This window comes from Pantoea stewartii, from assembly GCF_011044475.1.
GTDB lineage: Bacteria > Pseudomonadota > Gammaproteobacteria > Enterobacterales > Enterobacteriaceae > Pantoea > Pantoea stewartii.
Map to the genome: position 1 here is coordinate 402838 of NZ_CP049115.1, position 15337 is coordinate 418174.

The 15337-nt window shown below is 49.8% G+C and carries 12 protein-coding genes; 9 read left to right on the top strand and 3 right to left on the bottom strand.

The features are described from left to right. Positions 1-117: 117 nt before the first annotated feature. Positions 118-1308 carry a sugar efflux transporter gene (locus G5574_RS01845; protein ID WP_164481933.1) on the bottom strand — a complete coding sequence of 397 codons (1191 nt, stop codon included), beginning with the start codon at positions 1306-1308 and terminating at the stop codon, positions 118-120. Between the two features lie 407 nt (positions 1309-1715). Here G5574_RS01845 and G5574_RS01850 point away from each other — a divergent pair, with 407 nt between their 5' ends. Both G5574_RS01850 and G5574_RS01855 read left to right on the top strand, forming a co-directional pair. Next, the gene (locus G5574_RS01850) at positions 1716-2534 is read left to right on the top strand and encodes an AraC family transcriptional regulator (protein WP_164481934.1); all 819 of its coding nucleotides are present in this window, start codon (positions 1716-1718) and stop codon (positions 2532-2534) included. Positions 2535-2608: 74 nt separating this feature from the next. Beyond that, positions 2609-2971: a cupin domain-containing protein gene (locus G5574_RS01855; protein WP_164481935.1), complete on the top strand. Its 363-nt coding sequence runs from the start codon at positions 2609-2611 to the stop codon at positions 2969-2971. 525 nt (positions 2972-3496) lie between these two features. On the opposite strand, the gene G5574_RS01860 is transcribed toward G5574_RS01855, so the two are convergent. Next, a complete protein-coding gene (locus tag G5574_RS01860; RefSeq protein ID WP_164481936.1) occupies positions 3497-5080 on the bottom strand; it encodes a methyl-accepting chemotaxis protein in 1584 nt (527 codons plus the stop codon). A gap of 1176 nt (positions 5081-6256) precedes the next feature. Between G5574_RS01860 and G5574_RS01865 the strand changes: the two genes are divergently transcribed. The 7 genes from G5574_RS01865 (at position 6257) to G5574_RS01895 (ending at position 14162) form a co-directional block, all read left to right on the top strand. Continuing rightward, positions 6257-7876: a methyl-accepting chemotaxis protein gene (locus tag G5574_RS01865; RefSeq protein WP_164481937.1), complete on the top strand. Its 1620-nt coding sequence runs from the start codon at positions 6257-6259 to the stop codon at positions 7874-7876. After that, a complete protein-coding gene (locus tag G5574_RS01870) occupies positions 7873-8898 on the top strand; it encodes a substrate-binding domain-containing protein (protein WP_239001144.1) in 1026 nt (341 codons plus the stop codon). The genes G5574_RS01865 and G5574_RS01870 overlap by 4 nt, the downstream gene beginning before the upstream one ends. 253 nt (positions 8899-9151) lie before the next feature. Continuing rightward, the gene (locus G5574_RS01875; RefSeq protein WP_164481938.1) at positions 9152-9415 is read left to right on the top strand and encodes a hypothetical protein; all 264 of its coding nucleotides are present in this window, start codon (positions 9152-9154) and stop codon (positions 9413-9415) included. Between the two features lie 393 nt (positions 9416-9808). Further along, on the top strand, positions 9809-10831 hold the full coding sequence (locus G5574_RS01880) for a LacI family DNA-binding transcriptional regulator (RefSeq protein WP_039340367.1): 1023 nt from the start codon (positions 9809-9811) through the stop codon (positions 10829-10831). Between the two features lie 212 nt (positions 10832-11043). Continuing rightward, positions 11044-11967 carry a TIM barrel protein gene (locus G5574_RS01885; protein ID WP_164481939.1) on the top strand — a complete coding sequence of 308 codons (924 nt, stop codon included), beginning with the start codon at positions 11044-11046 and terminating at the stop codon, positions 11965-11967. An 11-nt stretch (positions 11968-11978) separates the two neighbouring features. Then, positions 11979-13148 (top strand): Gfo/Idh/MocA family protein, encoded by a 1170-nt coding sequence (locus G5574_RS01890; RefSeq protein WP_164481940.1) that lies wholly within the window; start codon positions 11979-11981, stop codon positions 13146-13148. A 123-nt stretch (positions 13149-13271) separates the two neighbouring features. Then, a complete protein-coding gene (locus G5574_RS01895; protein WP_164481941.1) occupies positions 13272-14162 on the top strand; it encodes a sugar phosphate isomerase/epimerase family protein in 891 nt (296 codons plus the stop codon). A gap of 207 nt (positions 14163-14369) precedes the next feature. On the opposite strand, the gene G5574_RS01900 is transcribed toward G5574_RS01895, so the two are convergent. Beyond that, positions 14370-15266 (bottom strand): LysR family transcriptional regulator, encoded by an 897-nt coding sequence (locus tag G5574_RS01900; protein ID WP_033742190.1) that lies wholly within the window; start codon positions 15264-15266, stop codon positions 14370-14372. Positions 15267-15337 lie beyond the last annotated feature (71 nt).

Here is a 15337-nt window from a genome sequence, read left to right on the forward strand (position 1 = left end):
ACATATCAATGTCCGCTCGTCGCTCATAGCGGACATTGGTCTTTTCATGATTCTGATTTGTGCAAAAGTGGACGTTATAAACGCAACAGTAAGGTAATCAAACGGCGCTGGCCACGGTTACTGACGCTTTTTCATAAAGCGGCTATTGTTGATACAAAGCATTATCAAAGCTGCGCAACTGACTGACAAAAAAGGAATAATCAGAGTCATTCTGAAACCCGTCAGTTGAGCCATCAGTCCGGTAATCCCGTTTCCGGCAATCATTCCTGTCCGCATGGCATTGAAGTAGAACGCTGATGCAAAACCGCTGCGTTCAGGCAACGCATCCTGAATAACTGATATGCCCAGAGCGGTAAAAATACCAAAGGACACTGCGTTTAAAATCTGTAATGCAATGAGTTCAGCCCTGTTACTGGCCAGTAGAAGCAGGCAGTAGTAGGCGGAGGCAAAAAGAAAGCCGGCCATAAAAAGCAGCTCTTTACCTGTCTTGTCTGCTAATCGTGAGGCAGCAAGCATAACGGGAATTTCTATGATTGCTGCAGAACCCAGCAAAAAACCGGGGAAAGAAACAGGTAAATTAAGATCCTTCACCAGATAAAGTGGCATAACAGTCATGTAAATTTTATTTGATAAGTTTGCCAGTATAATTACTGCACCTAACGCCCAGATATCACTACTGATACGGGGTTTCCTGACCTCATCTGATTTGGCAATCCCGGGGCCACTTGTTTTTTCCCCTACGGGAAGCATTAAGTGACACAGTAATATTGTCATTCCTGAAAGCAGGGCTGATATCAGGAAATCAAAGGCGAATCCAAATCTGTCAGCGAAGATAAATGCCAGCGTCGGGCCTGCTATCCATACAACAGACACACATGTACGCATCTGGGTATTCAGCCGCGTTGGGTTGATTCCTGCCTCCAGCGAATGCTTACGAATTATCGAAAGAAACAGCGTAACGCAAGCATTACCCGGCCCCAAAAGGAAAATGCCAATGAGCAGTGCCTGGACAGGATAACGGCAGTAAGCGAAAGCGATACCGGTCAGGGAAAGGGCCAAAACGGAAAGAATGAAAAGACGCTTATCCGGATAACCTTTATCCGAAAGGGAACCCATTAACTGGCAAAAAAACAATCCAGACAGTGAAGTTCCGAGGCTGTAAAAGGTAAGAAAAACCGGCGAGGCGTGTAATCCGTTTATTAAAAATATGCTCATCACTGGCAGGATAAACGTATAGGAAACGGCAACCGTTATATTTATCAGAAAGAGTCGCCAGGTAGAGCCGCAGAAAAATGCCATAGCAGTCATGCCTTCATGAAGTTTACTCCTGCGTTCTGAGAAGAATAACTTCATAAGATGCAGGATTAAAGAGAGATCCCGTACCCGCCTGCGCTGCACTAAGTTTTACTGTCATAGCTTTGTCAGCCTGATAATGTTTCCTTACCGGAAGCTGTGTCTCCATTCATCTGCTCTTTTCTCATAGTGTACCTCCATTTAAGTCAGCCTGTCCGCTTTGTGCCAGAAGCGGACACGGGAGCAGGAGTGACATTTTTACTAACGGTAGCACTGAACTGGAAAAGGTTGCTGGCAGTTTTTGCGGCACCGGGCATAACGAACCCGAATGTTAGACTCACGCTCTTTCATCTACTTCTTTTGAAATCTGGCCCGGTAAGGTTATGGTGAGAATTCAACTTAACTGGAAACAGGTGTTGCACATGTCAGCAGTACACTCAAATAAAGACTGGGTCAGAGTTGCACACACGCCGGGAAAAATTGAACGTCTGGAGGCCTTCTTCAGTGGATATGGTTATGAACCCCATCGTCATGATACCTATGCGATCGGCAGGACACTGTCTGGAGTACAAAGCTTTCGTTATCGAGATAGTAAAAAACATAGCTTACCAGGCGAGACAATAGTCCTGCATCCGGATGAAATTCATGATGGAGAGGCAGGAACGACAGAAGGGTTTCAGTACCGGATGGTCTATATCGAACCTGCGTTAATTCAGAAAATTTTGGGCGGAAAACCATTACCCTTTATTCCAGATGGAATATCAACGGATCCCCGGCTTTTTGCCGCCACTGGACCGCTGTTAAAAGCGTCAGAAGATGCTATTGATGTCCTTGAAGAGGAGGACGCCCTTTATGACCTTGCCCAGACTTTGGCCGTCGTGGGAGGGCAACGCTTACGTCGCGGCCTTTTGGATTATCAGTCTGCGGAGCGCGCGCGAGAATATATACAATCTGAATTCAGCCAGAACATTACGCTGGAAACCTTATCTACCGTCTGCGGTAAAGATCGCTGGAGCCTGAGCCGGGATTTTCGGGCACTTTTCGGCACGAGTCCTTATCGCTATGTAACAATGCGTCGTCTCGCATACTGCAGACATCTGATTCAGACAGGTCTGTCACTTGCAGAATCTGCTTTTGAGGCAGGGTTCTCAGATCAAAGCCATATGACACGGCAGTTTATAAAGGCATACGGTATTTCTCCGGGCCGTTTGCAAAGTTTCATTCACACCAACCGTGCCTGAGTTGCACGATCGTTCAAGACGGTCACAGCGACTTTATTTATTTTTGACGTTTCTTAACATTAAGGAATGTCATCATGTCTTTACCGGTAAATCTGGAACACAAATTCTCTCTTTTCGATGACCACTGGCAGCCAAGAGTCATTGCGCAGATGAACGATTACCAGTTCAAAATCGTGAAAATAGCGGGCGACTTTATCTGGCACTCGCATCCTGAAACTGATGAGGCCTTCATTGTAGTAGAGGGGGAATTGCGTATTGATTTTCGCGATAGCCACGTTCTCGTTCATCCGGGAGAAATCTTCGTTGTTCCAAAAGGTGTAGAACATAAAACGTCAGCTCAAACGACAGTAAAAATGATGATGATAGAACCTTGTGGTGTCCTGAATACTGGACACGAAGGGGGGGAACGAACCGCTGAAAACGATATCTGGATCTAGCCAGGTGGTATCAGACAGCGCGGCTGGTCTGTCTGATATATCACGACTACACAGATAACCTCAGGCTCACTACGGGCATGAACTTCCGCTCCTCGCTCATAGCGGACTACGCCTGGTTACCATTTTGATCGCTTAAGTCAGCAAAGTTTCAACTTAACCTGAAGTAGGGCATCCACATTTTTAAACCGTTCCAGACTGAGGCGTTGCTTTTAGAATCGCACGGCGGCAAGACCATTTCGCCTTGTCCGCTCCTGCTTGCGAAAAAGATCTGACCCGCTTTACGTCCGTCTGAACTGGCACTGGCCCGCCTTGACCCGTTTCTGGATGATAATCCCGACCAGTCTGTGTATCCGCGTCGGAGTGACCGCTAAGCTGCACCTCTGGCCGGGCGCGTTTCATGGTTTTAACAACAGCGATACGGCGGCGGTGTCGCTTCAGGTCTGAGAATTGACTCAGAACTGGCTGCACCGCTTTAATCCGAGACAGGGCGGTATTATTCGGCGGTAACCATAGTCAGCACTGGCCCTATGATGTGACCGAAAGTTCTTTTTCGGCTACCTTAAACGAATCCACTACACGATTAAGGTTTATAGTCTCATCCTCAACGACAGCAACCACCGATGAGGTCTCTTCAGCCAGGGCGGAGTTTTTCTGTGTGACAGTGTCGAGTTCAGAAACAGCAATATTAATCTGCTCAAGCCCCTTACTTTGCTCGTCCGAAGCCGTTCTGATGCTGTTCATGACATCATGTATTTCAAGTACAGATTCATATATCCCTGTAATCGAATCATGAGCGACATCAGACAGTCTGGCACCATCCTGAATTTCCGTTACTGAATCAGAAATAAGATTACTGATCTCCTTCGCCGATGATGAGCTTTTTTGGGCAAGGTTCCTGACTTCTGCCGCAACGACTGCGAAGCCTTTTCCGTGTTCGCCCGCCCTGGCAGCTTCAACGGCAGCATTCAGTGCCAGGATATTGGTCTGAAAGGCAATACTCTCAATGATGCCTGTGATATCGCTGATTTGTGATGATTTTTCCTGCATGTTTTTTAACAGGTCTGAAAGGGATAAGACTACAGATTTACCCTGTTCAGACTTGTCTCTGGTATGGTCAATCAGTTCAGATACCGCAGCGGAGTTTTGCGCATTGTTTTTTACAGCCACAGTAATTTCTTCCATACTGGACGCTGTCTGAACGATTGATGCTGCCTGCTGCTCAGTGCGGGCTGAAAGTTCGCTGTTGCCGGCACTGACCTCACTGATACCTTTAACAATATTCTGTGCTCCCTCTTTAATCTCGGAAATCACCCTGATCAGTCCCGACTGCATCTCGCTGAGTTTAGCGAACAATGCCCCTATTTCAGTTTTACGATGGAATCCTGTCATCACCGCGCTGGTGAGGTCGCCTGACTCAATGCGTTCCAGTTGCGCATAAACCTGTGAAAGAGGCTTAATGAGCACATTTTTAAAAACACCGATGAGTCCGAGGATGAAAATGATATTAAAAATTATCGTGCCGTAGAAAAACACGGTTACATTATTATAAGTTTCGCTACTTTTTGAGGAAATATCAGCACTGATATCTGCCAGCTTGTTTCGCCATTTGTCATAATCGTTTTGCATTTTCTCCTTATAAGGGCCGGCATTTAATGAGAACATAAGGTTTACGTCCTTCTTATAGCCATTTTTCAGCGACTGCTGCAAAAGGGATGAGTAGGCCTGATAGCTTTCCTTTAACGCTTTCTGTATGTCTTCAGGCATACCCTTAATATCGGCAAGTTGCTGATAGCTGTTGAAGTCATCCCTGGCTTTACTGAGCGTTTTTTCTCCGTGATTAATAAAGAAGTTTACTTTTTCGCTTTCCGCTCCCTCTTTGATTAACCACAGGGCAATCCGGTTAGTGTCCGCCCGCACCTCGTTTAACTGCGTCCATACGTCAGCGATAAGATGGACTTTTTTACTCACAACTTCAGCATTTCTGAAGTTATCCCTGTCAGAGCGTAAGTAATGGAGAAATATCAACCCAACCATCAATTGAATGATGACGATAAACACTGCGCTGATAAGTAATAAATTAGAAAGCCTGGCTTTTCTGATAACGGACATTTTTATCTCCTCTTATACACTAAAAGGGTTATCGGCAGCTTTACCGGTAACATTAGCGTGTAAATCATGAGGGGGAATCTTGTTTTCTTGATTATCTTTATGATTTTAAACGTAAATTAATTTTCACTTTGATTTTTGATGTTGCTTATTTTTCATGAAAAAGAAAGTAATGCCTACTTACTGCTCAGTTGAGCAAGATTATGTCCTTACGGTTTTGTTTTCTGCAAAACCATTGTTACATAACAAAAGAATTACAATGCAATAATAAGCAAGCAAATTCATTATTTCATTTGATGCTTATTTTTAGAGGTGTTTTCCCTTAAAGTGGTAATGATGAGTAAACAGGGGAGTGTAATGAAATTTTAGTGTTTATTTTAACGCCGCGACCGGATTCCGTCAGCTCAGAATAAAAATACTGTTTTTGTCATATTCTAAACTATTCATCGTAAAGTGATGGCAGGGAGCTTATTTAAGATGTCCGGGAAAAAGATGACGGGCGGCGGGCTGATCTGGGATTCAGCCAGCGCCACCACAGCGAAAATCCAGACAGAGTTCAGGAATATCGTAACGGAGTGGAGAACCGTCATCGACAATAATAAATTCAACCCTGTCAAGCAGGCTGATCTGATAGTTTTCCTATTACCGAAGTAAGCTGGTTACGGATGCAATCGTCTTTTAATTGCCATAGAAATGCGTCACACACGTTATGTCAATGTGAGATTTATCCTCAGTATGCCGACTCACTCACTGCCTGATTAAAAGATTTAAAACGCCATCCATTTTCCGTGTCCACACTCAGCATGGAAATCTCTGAGTTCTCAAAGCTGCCATAAAAAAGTAATAAAGATCGCATTAATTAATTTTATACCTACCAGTAATTGTTTAAATCCCTTTGTTTACATCAAGTTATCTCACGTCAGGTTTTTATTACATTTTTACGGTATTTGCCACGTCTCATCATTTCTTTAGCCACACACTGTTGTTTTGTGATCCATGCAACATTTGAAAGCTTTAGCCGGTGTGCCTTGTAAAGGCTCCCTGATAAACAGCCGATATCTGTGAGTAGGTCTGAGCGCGTTCTTGACAGGGACCAGGCGCGTTTCAGACGACAGATACGTTCCGCCTTCCGTTGAACATCCTCTTCATTTAATTACTTAAAGCACGGGAAACATACTCATGAAATTCAGTCGGGCGTCGGTACGTATGCAGCTTACGCTGGGTTTTGCATCACTCGTCATTATGGTTCTTCTTATCGCCTGCCTTTCTGTCAGGGCTTTGATGAACGCAAATGACACATTCCGAAACCACGTTGAGCAGGTTTCGGCCAGAGAAAGCCTGGTGAACACCATACTCGGGGATATTAAAACCAATTCTCTTGATATTTACGGTCTTGTTCTTGTCAGTGAGCCCGCTGACATTTTAGCGGGCAGGGAACAGGTCAGTCGGGCGGAAGCCAGCATGACGGCGGCGACGGAAAAACTGGCCCGTGCTGTTAATTCACAGGCGGATATAACGGAGCGCGACAGACATTTTGTCCAGGCTATCGTTGATGCTGAGAAAACTTATCGTCCCGTGGCTGACCATATTGTTTCACTGGCGCTTGAGGAAAAGAAAGCTGAAGCCATAGACCGGCTTAACCGTGAACTCAGGCCAGGTCTACAGCGACTCATCAGCGCTGCGAATGACTATCTGGACTACAGCAAACAACAGTCAGAAAACCGGGTGGAAGTTGCGCAGAAAACTTATCTGTCTACCCGGCTCGTCTTCATCTCTGTCACTCTTGTTTCGCTGGTTCTGTCAGTACTGTTGGGTGGAATAATCATCCGGACACTTTTGCGCGCCCTGGGTGAAGAGCCGGGGACATTGAAACATCTTGTTCAGCGGATTGCGGAAGGCGATCTTAACCCTGTACCTAATGCCTCGCAGGCACCGCAGGGCAGTGTTCTGGCCGCGCTGGGGCTGATGCAGAAAAACCTGGCGCAACTGATCAGTCAGGTAGCCCATTCTGCCGACAATATTCTCAAGGCAGCGGAAGAAATTCATCAGGGCAATGAGGACCTCAGTCGCCGTACTGAAGCGCAGGCATCCGCACTGGAGCAAACCTCGGCCAGCATGGAACAACTGACGGCCACGGTAAAAAATAACGCTGCGAGCGCACAGGAAGGCAATGAAAAGGTTTCAGGGGCCGCTAACACAGCACAACGCGGCGGCGATGTGGTGGCACGCGTCGTCTCTACTATGCAGGATATCTCCAGTAGCTCAGGGCATATCTCGCAGATTATCAGTGTCATTGAAGGTATCGCTTTTCAGACCAACATTCTTGCGCTGAACGCGGCGGTTGAAGCGGCGCGGGCAGGGGAGCAGGGGCGTGGATTTGCGGTGGTGGCCGGTGAAGTTCGTAACCTTGCGCAGCGTAGCGCCCTGGCCGCGAAAGAGATTAAAACGCTTATCGACGAATCTGTACAGCGTGTCGATACGGGGTCGGGTCTGGTCAGTGATGCAGGTGAAACCATGTCGGAAATTGTGAGCGCCGTAAACAGCGTCAAAACGCTGATGGCGGAAATTACCATTGCTTCGCGCGAACAGCATGCCGGCATTGAGCAGATAAATAAAGCTGTAACACAAATGGACCAGACCACCCAGCAGAATGCCGCGCTGGTTGAAGAAAGCAGCGCGGCTGCAGCAAATCTTGAGCAGCAGGCCCGGTTAATGCTGCAGGAAATTGCTGCTTTTGACATCTCAAATACAGTCCCGGACGTGGCTGCTACAACGCATCTGTCAAGGAGTCTCCCGTGAACAGCCTTCGCCTTTATTTAGTTGTCACAGTTCTGGCGTTGCAGACAGGGTTTACCGGGTACGCTGCAGCAGCGACGACACCCGTTACGGTGGGGCTCATCACAAAAACGGACGCCAACCCTTACTTTGAAAAAATGAAGGCCGGTGCGCAACTGGGAGCAACGGTTCATAACATCAGGTTACTTACTGCATCCGGTAAATCAGACGGGGATGTGGCTTCGCAGATTACTGCTATTCAGTCCATGGTCGCAGCCGGTGCTACCACACTACTGATTACCCCCAGTGATGCAAAAGCCGTTGTGCCTGCCATTGAGGAAGCACGAGCCAGAGGGGTACAGGTCATTGCTCTGGATTCGCCAACGGATCCGGCCAGCGCGGTTGACGCGCTTTTTGGCACGGATAATTACCAGGCCGGAGAGGCCATCGGCAAATATGCCAGGGCCGTCATGCCCGTCAGATTCCCCGGGCAGTCATTGAAAATTGCCATGCTGGATTTGTCTCCAGGTAATCTGGTCGGGGCAAGACGTCACAATGGATTTATGAACGGTCTGGGGCTTAAAGCGGCGGACAGCGAGTCTTACATGCTTTCAGGCTCCCCGGAGGTGGTCTGCGCTGGCAGCACCGGTGGGGCGAAGCAGCAGGGGCACGATGTGATGGCTACCTGCCTGAAAGATCATCCTGATATCAACCTGGTTTACACCATTAACGAGCCGGCAGCGGCCGGTGCCTATGAGGCACTCAGGGAGGCGGGGAAAGAAAGAGCCGTGTTACTGGTTTCCATAGACGGGGGATGTGAGGCAATCAAAAGTATTGGCCGCGGAGAGATAGCCGCGACAGCCCAGCAGTATCCCCTGACGATGGCGGCCATGGGAGTAGATGCGGCCGTTGCCTATGCGAAGCACGGAAAAAAAGCGAGTGGGTTCGTAAATACAGGCAGCCTGCTGATAGCGGCCAGGCCGGTTCAGGGGGTGCCCGGGGGAACCGTTACGGATGGCATGAATGCATGCTTTGGTGCTAAATAATGTAGCCATTTATGCAAGCCAAAAGGGGGGCTGTATAGTCTGGCCCCCCTGATTTAACGTGAGGTCGATGTATACGTCACTCCCTGGCACACCTTCACCGGCACGTAGCAGGTACTCCTCATCAAGGGCTGTTTCTGTATATTTTTACTTCTGCGCCTCAGGAAGAGGAGTGAGTGGCGATAAGTCATGCCAACAGAAAATCTATTTAACAACCTAAGGCATCACTGATTAACGATTATTCCGGAGGGCGTTAATGAAAGAAGAAAAGGAAGTGGCTGACCCTGACCACGATTTGCACCACATGAATGAAGAACAGTTGCTACAGGAGATAAAGCGACTGAGGGCAGCCATACGCGCGCATCGTGACGCTACGGGACACGACCTCTGCTGGTTTCATCCTGAATTGTGGTCACTTCTACCTGAACAAAAGAATTCACCGATACAGGTCCCTGACTGGCCGCAATTTATGGAGGGATGTGTGATATACCGCCAGTCGCTAGATGAAAAACCAGATTAAATCGTCTGTTCTTCTGGCCCTTGTTCTGGAGAGGGAATACATATCTTCAGAGAAAGGTTAAGCAGACTAAAAAACTGTAGGCACTTTGCTTTTTATTAAAAACAGTACGGTTTGCCAAATCAGGCTAATCGGTGGCAAAGCTTTACATCGTTTACTGAACCGACCATGACTATAACGCTCACGTTGCGCCAGAAGCGATCATTCCTATACTGGAATTAATCACGCATTCTGCTGAATAACCTGCATCCACATTTTCTCTGCCTGCTGTCATGCGGCGGTCACTTTCTGCCAATGCGTCATCCTGTAAAAAACGCCGCAAAGCAGCAGAAGTATTTTGCTGCTGCACACTTTATGTGTTTAAGATGATAGAAATCTATCATCTCGGGCTGTGTAATGAAAAAAATATCCATGTCAGCGGTTGCCAGAGCGGCGGGTGTCGGGGTGGCTACCGTTGATCGTGTTCTAAATAACAGAGCGTCAGTGAAGCAGGAAACCCGGGACCGCGTTCTGCGCGCAGCGGAAGCGCTCGGTTACCGGGAAGATCTGCGTAAGGTGATGACGCCAGAAGCCACGGCGGTTAAGAGCGCGGTGCGCACCGGGTTTATTCTGCTGCCCAGTGATTATTCGTTTTACCAGGTGCTGTCAGAGGAAATCCGCCGGTATGCAGACGGAAAACTGGCGACAGAGCCGGCGTTTGTGTGGGCTGATATACATGATGTGGAGAAAGTCGTGTCGTCTCTTGAAGCTCTGGCAAAACGCGTCGATATCATTGGAGTAGTTGCGCTCGATCATCCTCTTATACGGCACACCATTAAGCAACTATCCGCTTCAGGCGTGCAAATTTTCACTTTGTTTTCCGATCTTTCTCCCTGTGGTCAGGCGGGCTATATCGGTCTCGATAATCTGAAAGCAGGGCGCACAGCGGGATGGTTTGCTGAGCGCATGATGGAAAAAGACAGTGTTATTGGTGTGCTGCTCGGCGATCACCGTTTCAACTGCCAGGAAAGCTGTGAAATAAGCTTCCGTTCGTACCTGCGCGAGAACAGACAAGATGCGGTGGTGCTTGAGCCGTTACAGACGCGGGAAAGCATCAGTGGGGGCTATCTGGCTGCCAGCCAACTGCTCAAAAACCATCCCAGTGTGGCCATGATTTATGCGCCGTGCGGTGGCATAGAGGGCGTAATCAAGGCGGTCTGTGAAAGCGCGCGACATGATATAAAAATTCTCTGCCATGGCCCGTTCATCGGCGATGAAATGGCGCTTATCGCGGGGCATGTCGATGTGATGATGCGCCACCGTATCGATGTTGTGGCTGAGACGATCGTCTCTGTTTTTATCCGCAGATATCAGGAAACCGACCGCAATCCTCTCTCTGTTACCGTTCCCTTCGATCTGGTTACCCGGGAAAATATCTGAGTCTCACGACGTATCACGCAGAGGGTTGCGCTGTCTGGTTTTGATGTAAAACTATCAATATTATGATTTAAAAAAATCATGATCTCTATCAAATAATCCACGACGGAGGGTTGCTGGTATCAAAAAACCGGCGCAATACTGCGCGCACTGAGTCAGGCATTTGTCGCCTGCTTGTCAGTGCTTACCTGTGTTGCCGCATCCGGAGAAAAACCATGACCATTTCCATCGCGACTGCACCCTGTAGCTGGGGAGTGGACGACCCGAAAAACCCGTTTCTTCCCCCCTGGCAGAGCGTGCTAAAAGAGGCCGCGCTCGCGGGATACAAAAGCCTGGAGCTGGGACCATGGGGATACTTGCCTGTTGAGCCCGAAGCCCTGACGTCTGCACTTGAGGAACATCAGCTGTCTGTTATTGCCGGCACCCTTTTCGACGATTTAGTCAGTGAAGAAAACTTCCCGGCAATGATCGATCTGACCCATAAGATCTGCCACAACCTGAGCGCCGTTACCCGGCAGGCTGACGCTGTCAATGAGGGGGCATCGCCACCTTATCTTGTCATCATCGACTTTGGTGATCCTGAACGTGCCGCCACAGCCGGTCAGTCAGAAAAGGCCCCGCGGCTTAATCCCAGTGACTGGCAGACGATGATAAGACATATCACCATTCTGAGTGAGATTGCCTGGAAAGCGTACGGTGTCAGGCCGGTCATTCATCCCCATGCTGGTGGCTGCATTGAGTTTGCCGATGAACTGGAAAAGCTGGTCCACGATATTCCCCATACCGTAGCCGGGCTTTGCCTGGATACCGGCCATCTGTATTACGCTGGCATGGCGCCGGTGGCTACGCTGGAACGTTACTGGGACAGGATTGATTACCTGCACTTCAAGGATGTTAACGAGGCTGTCTGGCGCCGGGCAGTCAAAGAAGGGCTGGATTTTTTCACCGCCTGCGCCCAGGGCGTCATGTGTCCTCTAGGCAGCGGTGCCATCCACTATCCGGACGTTCATGCATTTCTGTGCCAGCGTCGTTACAAGGGCTGGATAACCATTGAACAGGAAAGAGATCCGCGTGATGCGGATACAAGCCTGCGTGATGTTACGGCCAGTCTGCATTATCTGCATTCCGTCGGTTTCTGAGGAGAATAATCATGATTAACGGCATTAAACCGCTCGAAAAATCACTTCGGTGGGGCATGGTCGGCGGTGGCGGAACCAGTCAGATTGGCTACATTCACCGCTCATCGGCACTCCGTGATCATACCTTTACGTTAGTCGCCGGCGCGTTCGATATTGATGCCGCACGTGGGCGCGCCTTTGGTGAAGCACTGGGCCTTTCACCAGACCGGTGCTATGCCGACTACGAAACCCTGTTTGCTACAGAAGGACAACGCGAGGACGGTATTCAGGCCGTCTCCATCGCCACACCAAACAACACGCATTTTGCTGTCTGCTGCGCCGCGCTTGAAGCCGGACTTCATGTGATATGTGAGAAGCCGCTGTGCTTCACGGTCGAAGAGGCTGAGCATCTGGCGAAACTGAGCCGGGAGAAAAACAAGATCATCGGCGTGACATATGGTTATACCGGTCATCAGCTCATTCTCCAGGCCAGAGAAATGATTGCGGAGGGGCTTCTTGGCGACATCCGCATTGTTACGATGCAGTTTGCACACGGTTTTCACAACGAATCCGTTGAGCAAAATAACGCCAGTACCAGCTGGCGCGTTAACCCGCGCTTTGTCGGTCCCAGTTACGTGCTGGGGGACCTGGCAACCCATCCGTTGTGTATCGCTGAAACTATGGCTCCCGGCTTAAAAATCAGGCGACTGCTGTGCTCGCGGCAGAGCTTTGTTAAAAGCCGTGCTCCCCTCGAAGATAACGCGTTTGTCCTGATGGAATATGAGAATGGCGCGGTCGGCAGTCTGTGGGCCTCCGCCGTTAACTGCGGCTCCATGCATGGGCAAAAAGTGCGCATCGTCGGCGCTAAAGCCAGTATTGAGTGGTGGGATGAACAGCCGAACCAGCTCCGGTTTGAAATTCAGGGCGAGCCGGTACGCATCCTGGAAAGGGGCATGGACTATCTTCACCCGGCCGCGCGTGCAGATGACCGTATCGGAGGGGGACATCCGGAAGGTCTTTTCGAGGCCTGGTCAAACCTCTACAGACGTTTCGCGCTGGCTATGGATGCCACCGATCGGGGTGATGACGCCTTCCTGAAAGATTTCTGGTATCCCGATGTGCATGCGGGGCTGGCGGGCGTCAAATGGGTGGAAAACTGTGTCCGCTCAGCCGAATCCGGCTCGACGTGGGTGGAATGCTGATATTGGCTGTCGTGAAAAATGGTCTGAGCGCATCATTCTGTTGAGGATGAGATTTGCGATGAAGTGACTTTCTCTGCCTGAAACCCGACTCAGGCAGCATGAGATAACGTAAAGGTGGCATCAATGAAAATTGCATTCGACGTAGATGTAATCAAAGATCTGGGTATCACCAAAATGGTCCGTCAGGTGTCGGAATGGGGCTACAAGTACATCGAGCAGTCTCCGCATCCGGAAATTAATCCGTTCTATAAGCATCCTCGCGCAAGCCGCGAAATCATGGCGGAGTATAAGAAGGCCCTGCGCGAAACGGGCGTTGAAATTTCCTCTTTCATTTGTGTTTACCGATGGTCTGGCCCGGATGAACTGCGCCGACAGGCGGCGGTAAAAAACTGGACACGCCTCGTTGAAATCGCCGTCGAAATGGGGGTTCAGGTCATTAATACCGAACTGGCGGGCGATCCTAATCAACCTGAAATCTGCGATGAGATGTTTTACCGCTCGATGGAAACACTGCTTCCGCTGTTCGAATGTGAAGGCATCCGTGTAGAAATACAGGCGCATCCATGGGACTTCTGCGAAGAAAGCGACGAAACCGTTAATATGGTCAGGTCATTCAGGAGCGATAACGTTAAATACGTTTACAGCGTCCCGCATACCTTTTTTTACGATAAAGGAAAAGGGGATGTAGAGAGGATGCTTCGTCATGCGGGGCACGATCTCTCTCATGTTCTCATTGCCGATACGATGAATCACACCAAACATTGCCGCTACATTGTCAATCCACCCGGTGTCGATGCGACCATTCATCAGCATGTTGGCATCGGAGAAGGCGAGGTGGATTTTGAGACGCTGTTCCGCACCCTGCGGGATATGAAGTTTGCAGAGCAGACGTTCAAAGTGGGTGGCGAACCTGTCGTGGCCGCTTCGCTGTTCGGTTACCCGGAAAAAATGAAATATCAGGCCGTTGAGACCCGGGAGCGGATAGAACGGGAATTGCTCACGCCGTCTCGCTGAGTCATCTGCCCGGCAACATGGGGAAGGTATTTCCGCCTTCACGCCGGGCTTTTAAACGATACCTCTCTGACTGTTACTGCCTCAGTACTGACTGTCTGACTCAACGGTTTATCGCTTCTCCTTGCTCACCGCTGGCTTTAGCCATCTTCGCTGTCCATTTGTTTCTGCATTTGGCATGACATCCAGTCCTTACGGCTGTCTCTGCCTTTATCTGTCGCGAAACGCATTATGCAGAAGTCGCCACATATGATGGGCTGCCGGGGTAAAGCGCCTGTCGGAGTTCCGTAACAGGTGACACTGAGCGCTACTGGCAATCGGATGATCGATTGGCACGGCGACAAGTGTGCCCTGGCGAATCGGGTCGGCGGCGGCGTGGGCCGTCATAAATGAGACGCCGAGCCCGGCCTGACTGAGGTTCATGGCGGTCGAGAAGAGGTTACACCGGTAAGCCGGATGAAACTGCAGGCCCTGGCTTTTGAACATCGCGTTCATATGCCGCTGCAGGCCGAAGTTCTCTGTGAGGGCGATAAGCGGGTGAGCAGTCAACGCTTCAATGGTGATGCTGGCGAGACTGGCGACAGGATGCTGCGGCGCGACGACGGCACAGATCGGCCCCCACTTAAAACTGTGCCGCTTCAGTTCCGGTGTGCCAATCGGACCAAACGCCAGCGCCATATCCGCTTCGCCGCTGACGATATCGTTCATCATCTCCTGCATGCTGCCGACCACAATATCGACAAACACCTGCGGGTAAGACTGGGCAAATTCGCGCATAACCCCTTCGATAAACGCCGTGATCAGTCCGCCGCCAATGCGCACCGAAAGCGTTCCGCCGCGCATATGGCGCAGATCTTTAAGCTGGCTCTCCAGCTTTTCGCGCCGCATACGGCTGACAAAATAGTCCTCTGCCAGCAGGCGTCCCGCTTCGGTCAACACCACGTTACGCCCACGCCGTTCCAGCAAGGGAAGCTGTAGCGCACGCTCAAGTTGTGCGATTTGACGGCTGACGACCGACGCATTAACCCCGAGGATATCTGCCGCGCGGCGAATGCCGCCCTGGTTACCGACTTCATACAGATAGCCCACCTGTTTATCCTGGAACATCTGCCACATTTCCTCGTTACTGTTGACCTTAAGGCAACAATAACATCACTCCACGGCTATTTATCAAGCTG

Bases quoted from the DNA above. Each gene is read 5' to 3' on its own strand.
- G5574_RS01845 (WP_164481933.1), bottom strand. From the start codon at position 1,308: ATGACTGCTATGGCATTTTTCTGCGGCTCTACCTGGCGACTCTTTCTG.
- G5574_RS01850 (WP_164481934.1), top strand. From the start codon at position 1,716: ATGTCAGCAGTACACTCAAATAAAGACTGGGTCAGAGTTGCACACACG.
- G5574_RS01855 (WP_164481935.1), top strand. From the start codon at position 2,609: ATGTCTTTACCGGTAAATCTGGAACACAAATTCTCTCTTTTCGATGAC.
- G5574_RS01860 (WP_164481936.1), bottom strand. From the start codon at position 5,080: ATGTCCGTTATCAGAAAAGCCAGGCTTTCTAATTTATTACTTATCAGC.
- G5574_RS01865 (WP_164481937.1), top strand. From the start codon at position 6,257: ATGAAATTCAGTCGGGCGTCGGTACGTATGCAGCTTACGCTGGGTTTT.
- G5574_RS01875 (WP_164481938.1), top strand. From the start codon at position 9,152: ATGAAAGAAGAAAAGGAAGTGGCTGACCCTGACCACGATTTGCACCAC.
- G5574_RS01880 (WP_039340367.1), top strand. From the start codon at position 9,809: ATGAAAAAAATATCCATGTCAGCGGTTGCCAGAGCGGCGGGTGTCGGG.
- G5574_RS01885 (WP_164481939.1), top strand. From the start codon at position 11,044: ATGACCATTTCCATCGCGACTGCACCCTGTAGCTGGGGAGTGGACGAC.
- G5574_RS01890 (WP_164481940.1), top strand. From the start codon at position 11,979: ATGATTAACGGCATTAAACCGCTCGAAAAATCACTTCGGTGGGGCATG.
- G5574_RS01895 (WP_164481941.1), top strand. From the start codon at position 13,272: ATGAAAATTGCATTCGACGTAGATGTAATCAAAGATCTGGGTATCACC.
- G5574_RS01900 (WP_033742190.1), bottom strand. From the start codon at position 15,266: ATGTTCCAGGATAAACAGGTGGGCTATCTGTATGAAGTCGGTAACCAG.